The sequence below is a fragment of the Mesorhizobium sp. P2_C4 genome, from assembly GCF_056404575.1.
On sequence record NZ_JBFUDT010000007.1, the window covers coordinates 14,861 to 33,053 of the forward strand.

The window sequence follows — 18,193 nt, forward strand, 5'->3', positions numbered from 1 at the left end:
AAAACCCGGCGCGAGGCCGGGTTTTTCATGAATTGTGAGATCAAAGCGATCAGGCAGCTTCTTCCTGTTCGGATTCCTCGTTGTCGGCCTTGGCGCCACGCTTCGGACCCTTGTTGAGGTTCACCTCGATGAGGCGCACCGCTTCGGTTTCCGACATGCGGTTGACGGCCGCGATCTCGCGGGCCATGCGGTCGAGTGCCGCTTCATAAAGCTGACGCTCGGAATAGGACTGCTCCGGCTGGTTATCGGCGCGGTAGAGGTCGCGCACCACTTCCGAGATCGAGATCAGGTCGCCGGAATTGATCTTGGCATCATATTCCTGGGCGCGGCGCGACCACATGGTGCGCTTGACGCGGGCGCGGCCCTGAACGACCTTCAGCGCGCGCTCGACATAATCCTCTTCCGACAGCTTGCGCATGCCGATGGAGGTCGCCTTGGCGACCGGCACCTTGAGGCGCATCTTGTCCTTCTGGAAGTCGATGACGAAGAGTTCCAGCTTGTGACCCGCAACTTCCTGCTCGTCGATCGAGACGATCTGGCCTACGCCGTGCGCCGGATAGACGATGTACTCGCCGGTCTTGAAACCGTGACGCGCCGCGGTGGACTTCTTCTGCGGGGTGATCGTTGCCATACGCCGTGAACTCCTTGTGTGGTGCCAGCATTCTGCCGGCAGAAACTCGCGTGATCGGGGTTACCGACCGTTAGCCGCACAACGGATGAACCCACCGGAAAAGCCGAGACCGGCAAACCGCACAGAATGCGACCGCCCGCCCCAGATCGCTCTAGTCCGGATTGAGAAATTCACCTTTCAGTGATTTGGGGCGTTTGCGCCATAAATCGACGTTGTGTCACCGGCATGTTGGACTGATGTAACACAAAAAGTCGGAAGAATCAAGGTTTTGCTGCATTCGCGAAGGCCAAGCACTATCTCTGCCTGTCAAGGCAGTTGATGTGTCACGTCCGTTACGCAGCGTTATGCCGGCCAAACCGGCACTTTCGTCAGTCGCCTTCGCCGGGCTCGGCCGAGAAATATTTCTCGAATTTTCCAGCCTCGCCATCGAAGGATTTGGCGTCTCCCGGCGGTTCCTTCTTGGCGGTGATGTTGGGCCATTTCTCGGCGTATTCGGTGTTGACCTGCAGCCACTTTTCCAGACCCGGCTCGGTGTCGGGCTTGATCGCGTCGGCCGGGCATTCCGGTTCACAGACGCCGCAGTCGATGCACTCGTCGGGATGAATGACGAGCATGTTCTCGCCTTCATAGAAACAGTCGACCGGACAGACCTCGATGCAGTCCATGTACTTGCATTTGATGCAGTTGTCGGTCACGACATAGGTCATCGGTCGGCTCCGGGACGTCCCATTTTTGCTGGGCTTTTTTGGTGAGGTAACGCCTTTGTCCGCCGCTGGCAAGGGCAGCCATTCCCGGCGGCACCAGCGCGCCCGGAATGGAATTCCAGATCGCCGGCATGGCGAAGACCGCCCATGTTCTCAGTCTTCGCCAAACAACCGGTCGGTTTGCCTGCGCTCTTTCTTGGTCGGCCTGCCGCTGCCGGCGTCGCGCAGGGCAGGGATGGCATCGGCAACAGCCTCGCCTTTGGGCGCCGGCGGTGGCGACATATCCTCGTAGAGCGTGCGCGCCTCCTCCGCCGGACCGCGTCGCGTACCGGTGTTCAGCACCTTCCAGACGAAGATGCGCCGTTCCAGCGTGATGGTCAGGACATCGCCAGGCTTGACCATATCGGAGGCCTGCGCTGCTTTGTCGCGATTGATGCGGACGCGTCCGGCGACCACCAGCTTCGCCGCCAGCGAGCGCGATTTCACCGCGCGCGAATAGAACAGCCATTTGTCGATGCGCTGTCGGTCTCTGGCGACCACTGGGGCAACCATTGGAGCGAACCGAGCCTACTTCTTCAGCTGGTCGCGCAAGGCGGCGAGCTTAGCGAAGGGCGAGTCCGGATCGAAGCGCACCGGGCGCTCCTCGCGCGGCTTCTGCTGGAAGGCGGGCTTTGCGCCTGGCGCGCCACCCTTGCCCTCCGGCCTGCCGCCCTTCCAGTCGGGTCGGCCTTCACGGCGATCGGGACGCTCGCCCTGCGGCTTGCCCTCGCGGCGCTCTGCGCCTTCGCCTTGCGGCTTGGGCTTGAATTTCGAGCGGTCGAAGCGCGGCTTGCCGGCGCCGTCGCGCTGATCGCGGCGTCCCGGATGGGCTGGCCGATCGCCCGGCGCGCCGGCCGGCTGCCCGCTGGTGGCGTCTGCCGGCGCGTCGCTGCGCGCGGCCTGGCCGTTGCGCGGACGGCCGCGGTTTTCGTGCTGACGATTGCGTGGGCGCTGGTCGAACCGACCCTGGCGCCACAACAGGATGGGTTTTGGCGCTTCGGCCTCCGGAGCGGGCTCGCCGGGGGCGGCTTCCGCCAGCACGGCTGGCTCAGCCGCAGTATCACTTGCAGGCGAAGCCTCGGCGACCGGTTCCGCCGATGTGGCTTCAGCTTCGACGGCTTTAGATTCCGCCTCGGGCTCTGCCGATGCGGCTTCAACCTCGACGGCTTCGACCTCTACCTCAGGTTCCGCAGGGGTTTCAACTGCGGCGTCGGCTACCGGCGGCGCGTCTTCCGCGACCTCAACGGGAGTTTCCGGATGGGCGTCCGCAACGGCCTCCGCTGCTGCTTCGGCGACAGCCTCGGCTGCAACCTCGGTGGCGGCAGCCGCATCAGGCTCCGAACCTTCGGCTGGCGTCTCGACAGCCGCATCGGCAGTCGCGGCTTCCGCCGCTTTGGCTTGTTCGGCGCGGGCAGCCTCTTCAGCCGCCAACTTGGCTGCCGCAGCTTCACGCGCGGCGCTGTCCTGCGCTTCGAGGCGCGCCTTCACTTCGGCCGCCGGCTTCGGCTCGGCGCGATAGCCGAGGCCTTTGAGGATCTCTTCCATGTCGTCGGCGGTAGCGCCGAGGATCGACATCATCGGCGGCGTCACCATGAAGGCCTGGCCGTCATAGGCGCCGTCGGGGCGCTGGCCAAGGCCGGGCTTCCAGTTGGTCGCCGGACGGATCAGGTCGGCCAGCCGCTCGAGAATGTCGATGCGCACGGCGCGGCGGCCGAGATTGCGGTAGCCGGCGAGCTTGTAGAAGGTCTTGTCGAAAGCGGGATCGATGACCACCGAAGTGCGGCCGGAAGCCAACGCATGAACGACGTCGCCAAAGCCCGGCTTGTCCTTGCCGTCGTTCTTGAGCGCCCACAGCAGCGTCACCAGACCGGCCGGAGCCGGCTTGATCAGTGCCGGCACGAAGACATGGTAGGCGCCGAAGCGGACGCCGAGGCGGCGGAGCGCCGCGCGACCTTCCTGGTCGAGCGACTTCATCTCCTCGGCGATGTCGCGGCGGTTGATGAGGCCGAAATGCTCGACGAGCTGGAAGGCAATGCCACGGCCGATACCGGTGATCTGCTCGGCGTTCTTGAGGTCGACCAGCGGTTTCAGCAGGGATTCGATCTGGAAATTGACGAAGCGCTCGGCACGCGCCGCGACCTTGTCGCGGGCAGGACCGGTGAGCTGTTCGTCGGCCAGCAGCACCAGACGTGGCTTCAGCACTTCGTCGCCCGAAACCAGCGTGCCGATCGGCGCGCCAATCCAGCGCAGCGTGCCGTCGGAGCCGAGCGCGATGTCGCCGTTGGACGAGGCGCCGAAGCGTTCGGCGCGTGCCTCGAACTCGGCTGCAAGCGCCTTCTGGGCTGCCGCACGCACGGCCTTGGCGTCTTCGCCGCCGGCGCTCTGGTCGGCGGTGAAGCGGAATCCTTGCAACTCGCCGACATGGTGGCCTTCGACAAGGACGGTTCCGGTTGGGCTGATTTCGGCTTCAGGCATGGTATTTTCTCTAAGGCGCCGCATGAGGACGGAAGTCCTGCGGTCTACGAAGCGTTTCGTCAACCGCTCATGCAGCGCATCCGACAATCTGTCTTCGATTTCGCGCGTCTTTTCCTGCCAGTGTGCCTGATCGGCCAGCCAGCCGGGCCGGTTGGACACGAATGTCCAGGTGCGGATCTCGGCAATACGGTGCGACAGCGTGTCGATGTCGCCCTCGGTGGTGTCGGCGCGGCGCACCTGCTCGGCCATGTAGTTCTCGTCGACATGGCCGTGCCTGGCCAGGTCCATGTAGATCGAGGCGATGAGGTCAGAATGCTGGGCCGGCGCGATCTTCCGGTAGTCGGGCAAGGCACAGGCTTCCCATAACAGCGCCACGCGCTTGGGGTCGGTGGCAAGCGCTCTTATGTCGCCGTCACGCGACAGATGCTCGAGCGCCTGTGCGTCGACCGCCGGCAGTGCCCGGGTCAGGCCTTCGACCGGCGCGTTGGTCTCGATCGAGCGTTTCAGCGCATCGAGGCTGGCGAAATCGAAACGGGCAGAGCGCCACTGCAGCACCTTCACCGGATCGAACTCATGGCCTTCGATCCGCTTGACCAGTTCCTCATCGAGCGGATCGACCTGGCCGGTGACGCCAAAGGTGCCGTCGCGCAGATGCCGGCCGGCGCGACCGGCGATCTGGCCGAGCTCGGCCGCCGTCAAATTGCGATACTGGTAGCCGTCGAATTTGCGGTTCTGGGCAAAGGCAACGTGATCGAGATCGAGATTTAGGCCCATGCCGATGGCGTCGGTGGCGATCAGATAGTCGACATCGCCCGACTGGAACAGCGCCACCTGCGCGTTGCGGGTGCGGGGCGACAGCGCGCCGAGCACGACGGCGGCGCCGCCCTGCTGGCGGCGGATCAGTTCGGCGATGGCATAGACCTCGTCGGCGGAGAAGGCGACGATTGCCGTGCGCCTGGGCAAACGGGTCAGCTTCTTCGAACCGGCATAGGCGAGGTGCGACAGCCGCGGCCGCGTCACCACCGAAACGCCCCTCAGCAGCTTTTGCAGGATGCCGTGCATGGTGGCGGCGCCCAACAGCAGCGTCTCCTGGCGGCCGCGCAGATGCAGGATGCGGTCGGTGAAGATGTGGCCGCGCTCGAGATCGCCGGCCAGCTGCACCTCGTCGATGGCGACGAAGGCCGCGTCGGTCTCGCGCGGCATGGCTTCGACGGTGCAGACGGAATATCTGGCGCCTGGCGGCTGGATCTTCTCCTCGCCGGTGATCAGCGCCACCTTATGGGCGCCGACCTTCTCACAGACACGGGCATAGACTTCGCGGGCCAGTAGCCTGAGCGGCAGGCCGATGATGCCGCTTTCATGCGCCACCATGCGTTCGATGGCGAGATGGGTCTTGCCGGTGTTGGTCGGGCCGAGCACGGCGGTCACGTCGCGGCCCGACAAGATCAGCGGCTCAGTGTGTTTCGGCTGGATGTTCATCGGCCTGGAAATGAGGCTTTCTGCGTCGCGTTGTCGGGAGCGCGCCCCAAAGTGGCGCGTATGACAGGCGACACATAGGGATTTCGTGGGCGAAGCGAAAGCGGAATGTTCCAGCCTGCTGTCCGAGGGTCGCGCTCGAGGGCTGAATCCGTCCCCGGTTAACAGTTGGAACGAGTCTGGAACGAATCGGCGACGAATCAGTGACTCCTGCAGATTCAGCTTTTGTTCACGGCTATATGTGGATTTTGCGACCAGGAGTCTCACCACATGCTGAATCGCTGGAACTGGCCCGATTCATGCAAGCGAACGCAGATGTTAACCTTTGCCGGTGAAAGATCGGATCCTGACGGCGGACCTCACCCAAGATTATGAAATTGTTGATCTTTCCTAACGCGCCTTAATCATTTGGAGGGTGATTTCGGCCTCCGCCGTTAACGTTCCGGTCAAAGCCGGAACGAATCGGCGACGAATCGGCGATGACGAGATTTTCCCGGTTTGTTCACCCCAACATCTTGTGTTGTGAACAGGTTTTCCACCGAGAATCCACAGGCTTGCTAACAGGTTTCGCACAGGCGGCGGCTGTTGCCGTTAATTTCTGCGTACCGGAGTGGCACAGATCGGCATCGCCGGGCGCTTTCGCTGGTCAACCTCAATCCATTCCTGAAGCGTCGCATCGCCTTGAAGCTGTCAGGCCTCAGCCGGACGCCGCTTGCCCGGCTGCCGGCACCGTCGCGCGACCCAGGTCCGATGACCCAGGCCAAGCCTGCAGCCAAGCCAGGGCTGAAGCTTGCCGCCTGACAACCGCGATCGTCCGGTCCCAGTGATTCCGGTACCGGCCGTTGGGCCGGTACATCATTGGTCGGCGAGGGACGCCAAAGCCTCAGGCGAAATACTGGCCGCCATTGGCCGAGATGGTCGAACCGGTGATGAAGCCGGCCTCGTCGGAAGCGAGGAAGACGACGCAGCGCGCGATCTCCTCGGGTTCGCCGAGGCGGCCGACCGGGATCTGCGGGATGATGCGTTCGTTGAGCACTTTTTCGTCGATCGCCTTGACCATCTCGGTGGCGATGTAGCCGGGGCAGATGATGTTGACGGTGATGCCCGCGCGAGCCCCCTCTTGAGCAAGCGCCTTCGAGAACCCGATGTCACCGGCCTTGGCGGCGGAATAGTTGACCTGCCCGGCCTGACCCTTCTGGCCGTTGATCGAGGAGATGGTGATGACGCGGCCGAACTTGCGGTCGCGCATGCCGCCCCACAGCGGATGCGTCATGTTGAAGACGCCCGACAGATTGGTGTCGATGACCTCTTTCCACTGCTCGCGCGTCATCTTGTGGAACATGCCGTCACGGGTGATGCCGGCATTGTTGACCAGCACCGAAACCGGACCAAGGTCGGCTTCGACCTGTTTGATGCCGGCGGCGCAGGCATCATAGTCGGCGACCGACCATTTATAGGTCTTGATGCCGGTTTCTGCGCTGAACTTCGCCGCAGCCTCGTCATTGCCGGCATAGTTGGCAGCAACCGAATAGCCGGCATTCTTCAACGCGATCGATATCGCCGCACCAATGCCACGCGATCCACCCGTGACGATTGCAACCTTGCTCATGCGCTTCCCCTTTTTGATAGCCCTGTTGTCGGGCTTTTCAGGCACTGGATAAAGAACGGGCGGCTTGCGCCGCCCGGATAATGCTACAGGGCTTCAACGCACATGGCGACACCCATGCCGCCGCCGATGCACAGCGTGGCAAGGCCCTTCTTGGCGCCACGGCGGCGCATTTCGAAGACCAGCGTGTTGAAGACGCGGGCGCCGGAGGCGCCGATCGGGTGGCCGATGGCAATGGCGCCGCCATTGACGTTGACGATCGAGGTATCCCAGCCCATGCCCTTGTTGACGGCACAGGCCTGGGCGGCGAAGGCTTCGTTGGCCTCCACCAGGTCGAGGTCCTTGACCGACCAACCGGCCTTCTCCAGCGCCCGCTTCGAGGCTGGGATCGGTCCGGTGCCCATGATCGCCGGATCGACGCCCGCGGTTGCCCATGATGCGATGCGAACCAGCGGGGTGATGCCGCGCCGGACGGCTTCGGCTTCGCTCATCAGCAGGGCGCCGGCGGCGCCGTCATTGATGCCGGAGGCGTTGGCGGCGGTCACCGTGCCGTCCTTGTCGAATGCCGGCTTGAGCTTGGTCATGGCGTCGATCGTGGCGCCGTGGCGGATGTACTCGTCCTGGTCGACAATGGTGTCGCCCTTCTTGCCCTTGACGGTGAAGGCGACGATCTCGTCGGTGAACTTGCCGGCCTTCTGCGCGGCCTCGGCCTTGTTTTGCGAGGCCAGCGCGAACTGGTCCTGATCGTCGCGGGTGATCTGGAACTGGCGAGCGACGTTTTCGGCGGTGTTGCCCATGTGATAGCCGTTGAAGGCGTCCCACAGTCCGTCCTTGATCATGGTGTCGATCAGCTTGAAGTCGCCCATCTTGACGCCGGCGCGCAGGTGCTGGGCGTGCGCCGAAAGCGACATCGATTCCTGTCCGCCGGCGATGATCACCTTGGCATCGCCAGCGGCGATCTGCTGCATGCCAAGCGCGATGGCGCGCAGGCCCGAGCCGCAAACCTGATTGAGGCCCCAGGCCGTGGTCTCCTTGGGCAGGCCGGCATTGATCGAGGCCTGGCGGGCGGGGTTCTGTCCTTGCGCGGCGGTCAGCACCTGGCCGAGGATGACTTCGTCGACCTCGCCCGGTTCGACACCGGCACGCGAAAGCAGTTCCCTGATGACGACGGCGCCGAGCTCATGCGCCGGCGTGTTGGCGAAGGCGCCGTTGAAGGAGCCGACGGGCGTGCGCGCCGCACTGGCGACAACGATGGCATTGGCTGCGGACATTTTCTTCTCCAGACTTCGAGCTGTGGTGTTTTTTTGGCTATGGTTGGGGACTTTTCTTGCCCTTTCCATGATCCAAGTCAAACCGGAAATGGGCATGCCGGCCATGCGCCGCAAGCATGCCGCGCTTGCGCACGACACGGGCCCCGCCTTTGCTGCGCAGCATAATCACCCTGCCATGCAGCATTAATTGATGCCGCACTGCACAAACCACTTGGAATTATGACGCTTTTGCGCATATCCTCGAAAGAGGCGCAATCGTTACCGGCTGCTTACTCAGGTGTGCCGGTGTCCGGGGAGGATACTGATGGCCGCGAAAGACGATCCGATCATTATCAAGAAATACGCCAATCGCCGTCTCTACAACACGGGCACCAGCACCTATGTGACACTCGAGGACCTGGCCGACATGGTCAAGAAAGGCCAGGAGTTCACCGTTCAGGACGCCAAGACCGGCGACGACATCACCCATCCGGTGTTGACCCAGATCATCTTCGAATTGGAGAACAAGGATGGGCAAAACATGCTGCCGATCCCGTTCCTGCGCCAGCTGATCGCCTTCTACGGCGACCAGATGCAGCAGATCGTGCCGAGCTTCCTCGAACAGTCGATGATGGCCTTCTCCAAGGAACAGGAGCGCTTCCGCGAGCAGATGAAGGGCGCGATCGGCAAGTCGCCGCTGGACATGATGAAGATCGCCACGCCGATCAAGGCACTGGAGGAGCAGACGCGCCGCAACATGGAAATGTTCCAGAACGCCATGCGCCTGTTCACGCCGTTCCCGCCTGGTGGCCCGAATGGTGCCGCCGCGGCGCCGGTCGAGCCGGCCAGGAAAGAGGCGCCAGAGAAGCCCGACGACCTTCAGGAGCTGAAGGAACAGATCGCCGCCATGCAGCGCAAGCTCGACACCATGTCGTGAGGCCTGGGGCTCGCGGATCGAAGGATCTCGCGAGTGATCGAAAATCCTGTAACCCGGAAAGCTATAGCAACGGTCCCTCATAGCGGGCGCGCGGCCTGATCAGGCCGTTGCTGGTGACCTGTTCGACGGCGTGCGCGGTCCAGCCGATGCTGCGGCCGAGCGCGAACAGGCGGAACGGCGCATCGGGCGGCAGACGCAGGCTGCGGGTCAGCGCCGCCAGCGCGAAATCGATGTTCGGGTGCAAGCCCGTTGCGGCAAAGGCCGCGTCGCGCAGCCGTGAGAACCCACGATCGACCTTGAAGGCGGCCAGCAAGGCTTCAGCCCTGGGATCGCCTTCGGGGTAGAGCGGATGGCCAAAGCCAGGCATTGGCCTGTCATGACCAAGCCAGCGCTCGACAGCCGCGCCCGGCCCCAGCCTTTGCGCATCCTCCGCGAGGATCATGACCGCCTCGCCGGCGCCGCCATGGCGCGGGCCCGAAAGCGTGGCGAGGCCGGCCAGCAGGCAAGCGGCAACTGGCGACCCGGTGGAGGCGGCGACGCGCGCTGCGAAGGTCGATGCATTCAATTCATGATCGGCCAACAGGACGAGCGCCCGGCGGATCAGGGCTGCGCCTGCGGCGTCAACGGACCAGCCTCGCGCCAGTCTTGCGTGGAGGGCAGCCGTTCCGGCAACCGCGCCCAACGCCTGCGCGATAACTCCGATGGCGCCAGCCGCATCCTGATGCAGCGAAGCCGGCTTGCGTCCGAGCGAGGGTCGGCCCTCGGCCGCCAGCAAGGCCAGTTTGGCGAAGGCAGCCGGCCGGCCGCGTTCGTGGCCGCTGTGAGGGGTCGGCGAAGCGAACGACACAGGACCATCGGATGCCCATAGCAGCCTTGCCGTGTCCTCCAGCGAGGCCTTCTCGGAGAGCGCAACCGCATCCTGGCCGCGATAGACGAGGCGGCCGTGCACGATGGTCGAAATCCCGGTGGCAATCGCCGGCTCACCCCAGGCTATGGCACTTTCGGCGATGGCCTGCGGCGTTCGTCCGCGCGCCCGGCGGGTCGCCAGCGACGCAATGTCGTCGGCGCGATACTGGCTGCGGCGCGGATCGACCTGGTCCGGCCGCATGCCGATGCGGCCGCGGCTGACATAGGCGTAGAGCGTCTGCGGGCGCACTTTCAGGCGCTCCATCGCTTCTTCCCGAGTCAACCACTCCGACATGTTGATTCACTTGATCAAGATTGATGGTTGGATCGCCCACCATTATCTCCAATCAGGAAATGGTCAAGGAGACAGTCATGGCAAACGGGCTCGATGACGTGGTGGCGGCGGAGACAGTGCTTTCCGACGTCGATGGTCTTGGCGGTCGTCTCACCATCCGCGGCCATTCGCTGCCGGAACTGGCTGGCCGCTGGCGCTACGCGCAGGTGGTTCGCCTGTTGCTCGACGGCTTCTTCGAGGATCTTCCGGGCGATGCGGAACTGGCGGAGAGGATCGGCGCGGCGCGCGTTGACGTCTTCCAGCGCCTTCATCCGATGCTTGCCTCGCTGGCGCCGCTCGACATCTACAGCGCTATGCGCGCCGGCATCGCCATGCTGCCGGACGGCGACACATTGACGGACGCGCTGCGGCTGATCGCGGCGCCTGCGGTGCTGACGCCGGCGCTGTTGCGGGCCAAGCGGGGCGCACCGGCGATCGCTCCCGACCCACACGCCGATCATGCCGGCGACATGTTGAGGATGCTGACCGGCACTGCCGCGTCGCCGGCGTTGGCCACGGCGCTCGACAGCTATCTGGTGACCGTCTGTGATCACGGCCTCAACGCATCGACCTTCGCGACGCGCGTGGTGGCGTCGACACAGGCCGGCCTGACGTCGGCGGCGTTGGCCGGGCTCAGTGCCCTCAGAGGTCCGCTGCATGGCGGGGCGCCTGGTCCGGTGATCGAGATGCTGGACGCAATCGAGGCGCATGGCGACGCCGCCGCCTGGCTGCGCGACGAGGTCGCGCATGGCGAACGCATCATGGGTTTCGGTCACCGCATCTACCGGGTGCGCGATCCGCGCGCCGACGTCTTGAAGGCGGTGGTGCGGCAACTCGGCAGCCAAGGCAAAACCGGTCGCCGGCTGGCCTTCGCCGAAAAAGTGGAGCAGGCCGCGCTCGACGTGCTCCGGATCGCCAAGCCGTCCCGCTCGCTGCAGACCAATGTCGAGTTCTACACCGCGCTGCTGCTGGAGGCGGCGGGCTTTCAAAAAGAGGCGTTCAGCAATGTCTTTGCTGCCGGGCGGATGGCCGGCTGGATTGCGCACGCGCGTGAGCAACAGGCGACCGGACGGCTGATCCGGCCGCAGTCGCGCTATATCGGGCCGGTGCCCGACCTGGTGGCCTGAGGCTCCCTGTTTCGACGGATGCCGCCGCCGCTTCAAAGCGGGGCCTGTCTTCCATGACCAAAATTTCATGTGATCACGCGACCGTGTTCGTGTTCTTGCCTTGGTCAGGACTTATATGCTGCACTGCAATATAAGCCCGCTGTAATGAACTGCTCCGATCCCCGGGCAAGAATGCAGCATCCAGACAGACAGGAACGCCATGACGAAAAACGGCAAGGCGGAGGAAACCAAGAAGATCAACATTGCGCTGCAGGGCGGAGGCTCGCACGGGGCTTTTTCCTGGGGTGTGCTCGACCGGCTGCTGGAGGATGGCAGGCTCGATATTTCAGCGGTTTCCGGCACCAGCGCCGGCGCCATGAACGCGGTGGCGCTGGCCGACGGCTTTGTGCGCGGCGGCGTCGAAGGCGCGCGGCAAAAGCTCGACGATTTCTGGCGCGCGGTGGCGGCCAAGGGCCGCTTCAGCCCGGTGCAGCGCATGCCGTGGGATGTCGCCTGGGGCAATTGGTCGATCGAGAACACGCCTGGCTATTTCTTCTTCGACACCATGTCGCGGGTGTTTTCGCCCTATGTCGCCAATCCGCTCGGCCTCAATCCGCTGCGCGACGTGGTCGAACAGGAGATCGATTTCGCCAATGTGCGCGCCTGCAAGTCGATGGAGCTGTTCATTTCCGCGACCAATGTCGAGACCGGCCAGTTGCGCGTCTTCTCGGACGGCGAGATCGACCTCGACACGGTGATGGCTTCGGCCTGCCTGCCGCAACTGTTCCAGGCCGTCGAGATCAAGGGCGTGCCCTATTGGGATGGCGGCTATGGCGGCAATCCGGCGCTTTATCCGTTCTTCAAGACGGCGGCGACCGAGGATGTGCTTCTGGTGCAGATCAATCCGGTGGTGCGCGAAGGGACGCCGAAGAGCGCCAACGAGATCCAGAACCGCATCGACGAGATCACCTTCAATGCCGGGCTGCTGCGCGAATTCCGCTCGATCGCCTTCGTCAAGGAACTGATCGCCGCCGGCCGCTTGCCGCATGGCGAATACCGCGACATCCGCATGCACCGCATCGATGCCGACGAGGCATTCAAGGACCTGTCGGCATCGTCCAAGGTCAACGCCGAATGGGCCTTCCTGGCCTATCTGCGCGACCTTGGCCGGACCGCCGCCAGCGACTGGCTGGAGGAGAATTACGACGCCGTCGGCAAGCGGCCGACGCTCGATCTCTCCGGCGAACTCGATGACGGTTTCAAGCCGGTGCGCGGCCCGGCACCGGGACGGCGGGTCAAGGAGTTCTTAGCCGCGCGTATGAAACCTGGGACGGTGCGGCGTCAAGCATAGTCATTTCATGCCTTCAGGGCGAGATCGATCACCCTGATCAGCGCCGCCGCTGCCCGCCGTTGCTCATCCGGATTGCTGATGCGTGTCTTCATGCCTTCCAGCCCGTCGAGCAGCATGTCGGCCAAAAGCCGTGCCGACAGGCCCTTGGCGGCGAGGTCGACGCCGTTCAGCCTCATTTCGGTCTCGATCGCTTTTGCGATGTGTTCGACAAGGCCGCCACGCCAGCATTCGACGAGGTCGGCGACGCTCGACTTCATGTCGAGCAGCTCGGCACCGTGCGGAGAGGCGTGGACGGCGCCCATCATGGAGATCAGTGCGGCGTCGACAGCACGCATCATGCGTTCGGCGAAAGTGCCCTTACTTTCAAGTTCGCTCTTCGCCTGCTCGACTGAGCGGCCAAGCAGCATCAGGGCGATAGCGCGGAAAATGTCGGTCTTGTTCTTGAACAGGAGATAGAGCGCCGGCCGCGACATGTCGGCGGCACGCGCGATATCGTCCATCGTTGTGCGGGAAAAGCCATAGGCCAGAAACACCTTCATCGCGCCCTCCAGAATACGGGCGCGCTTGGGGTCGGTGGCGATGTCTTCGATCTGATTCACGGGCTTAACACTATCCTGTAAAAGCTCTGTTGACAAAATGACGTAATTTGTCAAGTTGTCCCTGACGCAGTACGGCCTCGTATGGCCGTCTCGTCATCGGGCAATGCAAGACAACGAAGGGTATCCCCATGCGCCTCACTGTCGACGGGCAATCATTCGACATCAATGCTGATCCCGAAATGCCGCTGCTGTGGGCGTTGCGCGATCTCATCGGCAAGACGGGGCCGAAGTTCGGCTGCGGCATCGCTGCCTGCGGTGCCTGCACCGTGCATGTCGACGGCCAGCCGGTTCGCGCCTGTTCGCTTCCGGTCGGCCAGGTCACCGGCGCAGTAACCACGATCGAAGGCATCGGTGCCGACGGCAAGCTGCACCCGGTGCAGCAGGCGTGGCTGGAAGAGCAGGTTGCGCAATGCGGTTATTGCCAGGCCGGCCAGATCATGAGCGCGGTGGCGCTGCTCGATGAGGTCGCCGACCCTAGTGACGCCGACATCGACAACGCCATGGGCGGCAATCTCTGCCGTTGCGGCACCTATCCCAAAATCCGCTCGGCCATCAAAAAGGCTGCAGCGCTCAAGACGGCGGGGATCTGATCATGGCCAGTGTCGGAAAGATCGCCCGCCGCACGTTTCTCATAGGTGCGGCCGCTATCGCAGGCGGCGTCGCCGTCGGCTACTATTATTACCGTAAGCCTTTTCCGAATCCGCTGGAGGGCGATCTCGCGGCGGGCGAAGCGATATTCAATCCCTATGTGAAGATCGGCGCCGACAACACCATCACCATCGTCGCGCCACGCGCCGAGATGGGGCAAGGCGTGTCAACGACGCTTGCCGTCATGGTCGCCGAGGAGCTCGATGTCGGCCTCGAACAGGTCAAGGTCGAGCACGGCCCGGCCTCCTACGCCTACTACAACGCGGCGATCCTCCAGGAAGGCGGCCCGTTCGCCTTCTTTGACGAGAGCATGACCGCTGAAGCGGTGCGCTCAGGCCTTGGTGTGGTCGGAAAGCTCCTCGCCCTGCAGGGCACAGGCGGCTCGTCCTCGATGCGCGACGGGTTCGACAAGATGCGGCAAGCGGGCGCGGCCGCAAGGCAGATGCTGATCGCGGCGGCGGCGCAGAAGCTCGGCGTTTCCGTCAACGAACTGGAAACCGCCAACGGCACGGTCCTGCACAAGGCATCGGGCAAATCGGTCACCTATGGCGAGGTTGCTGCAAAGGCCGCGGGCATGGTGCCGCCGGCCGAGGTCCGGCTCAAGGACAAGGTCGACTGGAAGCTGCTCGGCAAGCCGCAGAAACGCGTGGACATGCTGGCCAAGGTCACCGGCGCGCCGATCTTCGGCATCGATGTCAGGTTGCCGGACATGCTTTACGGCACGGTGAAGATGAGCCCGCGCTTCTGGTCAAAGCCGGTCAAGGCGGACCTCGCCGAGGCGGGAAAGATGCCCGGCGTGATCAAGATCGTGCCACTCGAAACGAACTACGGCCATGGCTTCGGCATCATCGCGGAAAACACCTGGGCGGCGTTCAAGGCGGCCGATGCGATCGAAGCCAAGTGGGCCGATCCTGAATATCCGCTGGACAGCGCCGCCATCTCCGAAGTGCTGAAGCAGGCGCTGGGCACCAAAGGTTCGGCGCTGCGCGACGATGGCGATGTTGACAGTGCTTTCGCCGATGCGCCGCGCGAAAAGATCATCGAGGCGGACTATGCCGTGCCCTATCTGGCACACGCGACGATGGAGCCGATGAATGCCACGGCGCGGCTGAAGGATGGCGTCCTCGACATCTGGTGCGGCAACCAGGCGCCGACGCTGGTGCGGCAGCTCTGCGCCAATGCCCTCGGCATAGAACAAGACAACGTCACGGTGCATACCACCTTCATGGGCGGCGGCTTCGGCCGTCGCGTCGAGATGGATTATGCGCTGTGCGCCGCATTGATGGCGAAGGATGCCGGCGGGCGTCCCATCAAGGTGACCTGGACGCGCGAAGAGGACATGCGCCACGACGCCTACCGGCCGGCTGCCATCGGCAAGTTCCAGGCGCGGCTTGGCGACGATGGTATGCCGGTCGCCGTCGATATGAAGATCGCCTCGCCATCGGTGATCGCCGGCACCTTGCGCCGGCTGTTTCCCTCGATCTCGCCGATCGGTCCAGACAAGACAATCGTCGACGGCGCCTACGACCAGCCCTACACCATCCCCAACTACCGGGTGAGCGGTGTTGCGGCGCCCGTCACCATCCCCGTCGGTTCATGGCGATCGGTCGGCAGCTCGATCAACGGCTTCTTCCATGAGGGGTTTCTGGACGAGATCGCGGCCACCGGAAAAATCGATCCGGTCGAAATGCGCAAGAAATTGATGGCCGCCTATCCCTCGGCGGTGAAGGTGGTCGAGAAAGTCGCCACCATGGCGAAATGGGGCGAGGCATTGCCCGCTGGCAAAGCCAGGGGCATGGCCTTCACGCTTTCCTTCGGCAGTTGGGTCGGCGAGATCGTCCAGGTCGCCGATACGCCGGCCGGTATCCGCATCGAGAAGGCATGGATCGCCGCCGATGTCGGAACCGCGCTCGATCCCGGCATCATCGAGGCGCAGCTCATTTCCGCCGCCATCTATGGCCTGTCGGCGGCGATGGGGCAGGAGATCACCTTCGCCGACGGCATGGTCGAGCAGTCGAATTTCCATGATTTCGACGGCATGCGCATCTTTCAGTGCCCGGTCTTCGAGGTCGCCATCCTGGAGAATTTCCACAAGATGGGTGGTGTCGGCGAAGTCGGCACGCCGCCGGCGGCGCCCGCACTTGCCAACGCCATTTTCGCACTCACCGGCAAGCGCATCCGCACGCTGCCCCTGTCGAAGGCGGTGACCTTCGCATGAAAAAGTTCCTCATCATGCTGACGCCTGCTGCCATACTGTTTTCGGCAGTGCCTTTCGCAACTGCACAAGAAAGCCAGACGCCACCGCCGGTGACGATTGACACGGCCAAAGGCTTGCCTGAATGGGACAAGATCTTCGCCGTGTTTTCGCATCCACGCTGCGCCGACTGCCATGTCGCGGATGACCGGCCACGCTGGTCCGGCGCGCACTATGGCGGCGTGCGCGTTCACGCCTTCAACGTCCAGCGCGGCGCCGACGGTTCGGACTTCGGCAATCCGGGCCTGCGTTGCACCACTTGCCATTTCTCCAGCAATTCCAATGCATTGCATGGACCGCCCGGTGCCGAGAACTGGCGTCTGGCACCGGCCGAGATGGTCTGGTTCGGAAAATCCTCGGCGGACATCTGCGCCCAGATCAAGGACCCCGCCCGCAATGGTGGCCGCAGCTTGCAGGACGTAGCCCTGCATGTCCGCGACGACAAGCTGGTCGCCTGGGGCTGGGCACCGGGAGCGGATCGTGAGCCGGCGCCGGGCTCGGCGGAAGCGACTTATGCGGCGATCGAGAACTGGATGGCGGCGGGTGCGCCTTGCCCGGTGGCACCATAACCCATCAACTTTTCTGACTATTTTGCAGTGCAACTTTGATGTAGAAGCGCGTTTCGCCGTTCACGGCAAATTGAACACGGCCTTGCGCGCACCCATATCGGCAGCGCGCCCGAGTAGAAGACGCGGCCTGGCCATGCCCCGCACAGTGGAAAAACGATGATGAAGATCAGGTTTCACAAGCTTGCAGCCATTGTTGTGCTTGTCGCCTTCGCGGCGTGGGTCGGGACGGGCGTGTTTTCGTCCGTCGGCAGCGCGTCCGCCGACAACAAGCCCAAGGCAGCTGAAGTCGAGCAGCCAAAGCCGCCGGTTCGCACTGTGGCCGTGGTGACGCCGCCGCGCGCCACCTATGCACGCGCCATCCGCATTTCGGGATTGACCGAAGCCGACAAGCGCGCCGTGCTGGCGACGCGGGTGGCTGGCGTCATCGCTGAACTGCCGGTCAAGCAGGGCCAGCACGTCAAGGCTGGAGATCTGGTGCTGATGCTGGCCGCCGAGGAGAAGATTTCGGCTGTCGACAATGCCAAGCAGCTTTTGGTGCAGCGCCAGGCCGAACTGGAAGCGGCCCTGCGGCTGATGAAAACCGGCAATCTGCCCAAGCTGCAGCTCGATACCGCCCGCTCGAACCTGACTTTGGCGCAGTCGCAGCTGGAAGCCATGCAAGCCGAGTTGGACCGCAATGAAGTGAAGGCGCCTTTCGACGGCATCATCGACCGCGTGCCGGTGGAGCTTGGCAGCGCCGTCATGCAGGGCGGCGAGGTCGCCACCATTCTCAGCCTCGATCCCATTGTTGCCCGGGGCGAGGTCAGCGAAAGCGATCTCGGCTATCTGAAGATTGGCGACAAGGCGAATGTGCGGCTGGTCAGTGGCCAGATCGTCGACGGCACCGTGCGCTATATCAGCCGTGATGCGTCGTCGGCCACCCGCACCTTCCGCATCGAGGTCGCCATCCCGAATGCCGACGGCGCTCTGCCGGCCGGCATGACGGCGGAAATTTCGCTCAGCGCGCAGCCGACCGATGCGGTCATGCTGCCGCGTTCGGTGGTGACGCTCGGCGACAAGGGCGATCTTGGCATCCGCGCCGTCGACAAGAACAACAAGGTCGTCTTCTACCCGATCGATCTTGTCGACGATTCGCCAAAGGGCCTGGTGCTCGGCGGCATTCCCAAGGATGCCCGCATCATTGTGCAGGGACAGGACCTGGTGACCGAAGGCGATACAGTCAAGGCCGTCGAAGCCGATCCGGCGATGATCAAGAAGCTGATCGGCGAAGCCACCGGCGCGACCCAGTAAACGGCGCAGCACTACAGG

General features: G+C 63.8%; 17 protein-coding genes. 9 read left to right on the forward strand and 8 right to left on the reverse strand.

Features of this window, described 5'->3' with window-relative positions:
* Window positions 1-49 precede the first annotated feature (49 nt).
* From AC1DX6_RS23570 to AC1DX6_RS23585, 4 genes are all read right to left on the reverse strand, one after another.
* Window positions 50-631 (reverse strand): CarD family transcriptional regulator, encoded by a 582-nt coding sequence (locus AC1DX6_RS23570; RefSeq protein WP_112559634.1) that lies wholly within the window; start codon window positions 629-631, stop codon window positions 50-52.
* Window positions 632-999: 368 nt separating this feature from the next.
* Window positions 1,000-1,338, reverse strand: a complete 339-nt coding sequence (gene fdxA / locus AC1DX6_RS23575) for a ferredoxin FdxA (protein WP_477317780.1) — start codon at window positions 1,336-1,338, stop codon at window positions 1,000-1,002.
* 150 nt (window positions 1,339-1,488) lie between these two features.
* Complete coding sequence (locus tag AC1DX6_RS23580) at window positions 1,489-1,875, reverse strand: RNA-binding S4 domain-containing protein (protein WP_477318295.1); 387 nt, start codon at window positions 1,873-1,875, stop codon at window positions 1,489-1,491.
* A 27-nt stretch (window positions 1,876-1,902) separates the two neighbouring features.
* A complete protein-coding gene (locus AC1DX6_RS23585; protein WP_477317782.1) occupies window positions 1,903-5,328 on the reverse strand; it encodes a helicase-related protein in 3,426 nt (1,141 codons plus the stop codon).
* A gap of 582 nt (window positions 5,329-5,910) precedes the next feature.
* On the opposite strand from AC1DX6_RS23585, the gene AC1DX6_RS23590 reads away from it, so the two are divergent.
* A complete protein-coding gene (locus tag AC1DX6_RS23590) occupies window positions 5,911-6,126 on the forward strand; it encodes a hypothetical protein (RefSeq protein ID WP_477317784.1) in 216 nt (71 codons plus the stop codon).
* A gap of 82 nt (window positions 6,127-6,208) precedes the next feature.
* Here AC1DX6_RS23590 and phbB read toward each other — a convergent pair whose 3' ends face one another.
* Together phbB and AC1DX6_RS23600 are read right to left on the reverse strand one after the other, a co-directional pair.
* Complete coding sequence (gene phbB / locus AC1DX6_RS23595) at window positions 6,209-6,934, reverse strand: acetoacetyl-CoA reductase (protein ID WP_477317786.1); 726 nt, start codon at window positions 6,932-6,934, stop codon at window positions 6,209-6,211.
* 83 nt (window positions 6,935-7,017) lie between these two features.
* Window positions 7,018-8,202: an acetyl-CoA C-acetyltransferase gene (locus AC1DX6_RS23600; RefSeq protein WP_477317788.1), complete on the reverse strand. Its 1,185-nt coding sequence runs from the start codon at window positions 8,200-8,202 to the stop codon at window positions 7,018-7,020.
* Between AC1DX6_RS23600 and AC1DX6_RS23605 the strand changes: the two genes are divergently transcribed.
* Window positions 8,183-8,389, forward strand: a complete 207-nt coding sequence (locus AC1DX6_RS23605) for a hypothetical protein (protein WP_477317790.1) — start codon at window positions 8,183-8,185, stop codon at window positions 8,387-8,389. The genes AC1DX6_RS23600 and AC1DX6_RS23605 overlap by 20 nt on opposite strands.
* 117 nt (window positions 8,390-8,506) lie before the next feature.
* Window positions 8,507-9,118: a polyhydroxyalkanoate synthesis repressor PhaR gene (gene phaR / locus AC1DX6_RS23610; RefSeq protein ID WP_477317792.1), complete on the forward strand. Its 612-nt coding sequence runs from the start codon at window positions 8,507-8,509 to the stop codon at window positions 9,116-9,118.
* Between the two features lie 61 nt (window positions 9,119-9,179).
* Here phaR and AC1DX6_RS23615 read toward each other — a convergent pair whose 3' ends face one another.
* Entirely contained in the window at window positions 9,180-10,319 is a 1,140-nt protein-coding gene (locus tag AC1DX6_RS23615; protein ID WP_477317794.1) for a citrate/2-methylcitrate synthase, read from the reverse strand.
* 77 nt (window positions 10,320-10,396) lie between these two features.
* On the opposite strand from AC1DX6_RS23615, the gene AC1DX6_RS23620 reads away from it, so the two are divergent.
* Window positions 10,397-11,485 (forward strand): citrate synthase/methylcitrate synthase, encoded by a 1,089-nt coding sequence (locus tag AC1DX6_RS23620; RefSeq protein WP_477317796.1) that lies wholly within the window; start codon window positions 10,397-10,399, stop codon window positions 11,483-11,485.
* 199 nt (window positions 11,486-11,684) lie between these two features.
* Window positions 11,685-12,815: a patatin-like phospholipase family protein gene (locus AC1DX6_RS23625; protein ID WP_477317798.1), complete on the forward strand. Its 1,131-nt coding sequence runs from the start codon at window positions 11,685-11,687 to the stop codon at window positions 12,813-12,815.
* A gap of 5 nt (window positions 12,816-12,820) precedes the next feature.
* Here the strand turns inward: AC1DX6_RS23625 and AC1DX6_RS23630 are convergent, their stop codons facing one another.
* The gene (locus AC1DX6_RS23630; RefSeq protein WP_477317800.1) at window positions 12,821-13,414 is read right to left on the reverse strand and encodes a TetR/AcrR family transcriptional regulator; all 594 of its coding nucleotides are present in this window, start codon (window positions 13,412-13,414) and stop codon (window positions 12,821-12,823) included.
* Between the two features lie 128 nt (window positions 13,415-13,542).
* On the opposite strand from AC1DX6_RS23630, the gene AC1DX6_RS23635 reads away from it, so the two are divergent.
* The 4 genes from AC1DX6_RS23635 (at window position 13,543) to AC1DX6_RS23650 (ending at window position 18,175) form a co-directional block, all read left to right on the forward strand.
* Complete coding sequence (locus AC1DX6_RS23635) at window positions 13,543-14,004, forward strand: (2Fe-2S)-binding protein (RefSeq protein ID WP_477317802.1); 462 nt, start codon at window positions 13,543-13,545, stop codon at window positions 14,002-14,004.
* Between the two features lie 2 nt (window positions 14,005-14,006).
* Complete coding sequence (locus AC1DX6_RS23640) at window positions 14,007-16,280, forward strand: xanthine dehydrogenase family protein molybdopterin-binding subunit (RefSeq protein ID WP_477317804.1); 2,274 nt, start codon at window positions 14,007-14,009, stop codon at window positions 16,278-16,280.
* On the forward strand, window positions 16,277-16,885 hold the full coding sequence (locus AC1DX6_RS23645; protein WP_477317806.1) for a hypothetical protein: 609 nt from the start codon (window positions 16,277-16,279) through the stop codon (window positions 16,883-16,885). Before AC1DX6_RS23640 ends, AC1DX6_RS23645 begins: the two co-directional genes overlap by 4 nt.
* A gap of 156 nt (window positions 16,886-17,041) precedes the next feature.
* A complete protein-coding gene (locus AC1DX6_RS23650) occupies window positions 17,042-18,175 on the forward strand; it encodes an efflux RND transporter periplasmic adaptor subunit (RefSeq protein ID WP_477317808.1) in 1,134 nt (377 codons plus the stop codon).
* Window positions 18,176-18,193 lie beyond the last annotated feature (18 nt).

Coding starts and splice junctions, on each gene's coding strand:
- AC1DX6_RS23570 (WP_112559634.1), bottom strand. CDS start 631: ATGGCAACGATCACCCCGCAGAAGAAGTCCACCGCGGCGCGTCACGGT.
- fdxA (WP_477317780.1), bottom strand. CDS start 1,338: ATGACCTATGTCGTGACCGACAACTGCATCAAATGCAAGTACATGGAC.
- AC1DX6_RS23585 (WP_477317782.1), bottom strand. CDS start 5,328: ATGAACATCCAGCCGAAACACACTGAGCCGCTGATCTTGTCGGGCCGC.
- phbB (WP_477317786.1), bottom strand. CDS start 6,934: ATGAGCAAGGTTGCAATCGTCACGGGTGGATCGCGTGGCATTGGTGCG.
- AC1DX6_RS23605 (WP_477317790.1), top strand. CDS start 8,183: ATGGCATTGGCTGCGGACATTTTCTTCTCCAGACTTCGAGCTGTGGTG.
- AC1DX6_RS23600 (WP_477317788.1), bottom strand. CDS start 8,202: ATGTCCGCAGCCAATGCCATCGTTGTCGCCAGTGCGGCGCGCACGCCC.
- phaR (WP_477317792.1), top strand. CDS start 8,507: ATGGCCGCGAAAGACGATCCGATCATTATCAAGAAATACGCCAATCGC.
- AC1DX6_RS23615 (WP_477317794.1), bottom strand. CDS start 10,319: ATGTCGGAGTGGTTGACTCGGGAAGAAGCGATGGAGCGCCTGAAAGTG.
- AC1DX6_RS23620 (WP_477317796.1), top strand. CDS start 10,397: ATGGCAAACGGGCTCGATGACGTGGTGGCGGCGGAGACAGTGCTTTCC.
- AC1DX6_RS23625 (WP_477317798.1), top strand. CDS start 11,685: ATGACGAAAAACGGCAAGGCGGAGGAAACCAAGAAGATCAACATTGCG.
- AC1DX6_RS23635 (WP_477317802.1), top strand. CDS start 13,543: ATGCGCCTCACTGTCGACGGGCAATCATTCGACATCAATGCTGATCCC.
- AC1DX6_RS23640 (WP_477317804.1), top strand. CDS start 14,007: ATGGCCAGTGTCGGAAAGATCGCCCGCCGCACGTTTCTCATAGGTGCG.
- AC1DX6_RS23645 (WP_477317806.1), top strand. CDS start 16,277: ATGAAAAAGTTCCTCATCATGCTGACGCCTGCTGCCATACTGTTTTCG.
- AC1DX6_RS23650 (WP_477317808.1), top strand. CDS start 17,042: ATGATGAAGATCAGGTTTCACAAGCTTGCAGCCATTGTTGTGCTTGTC.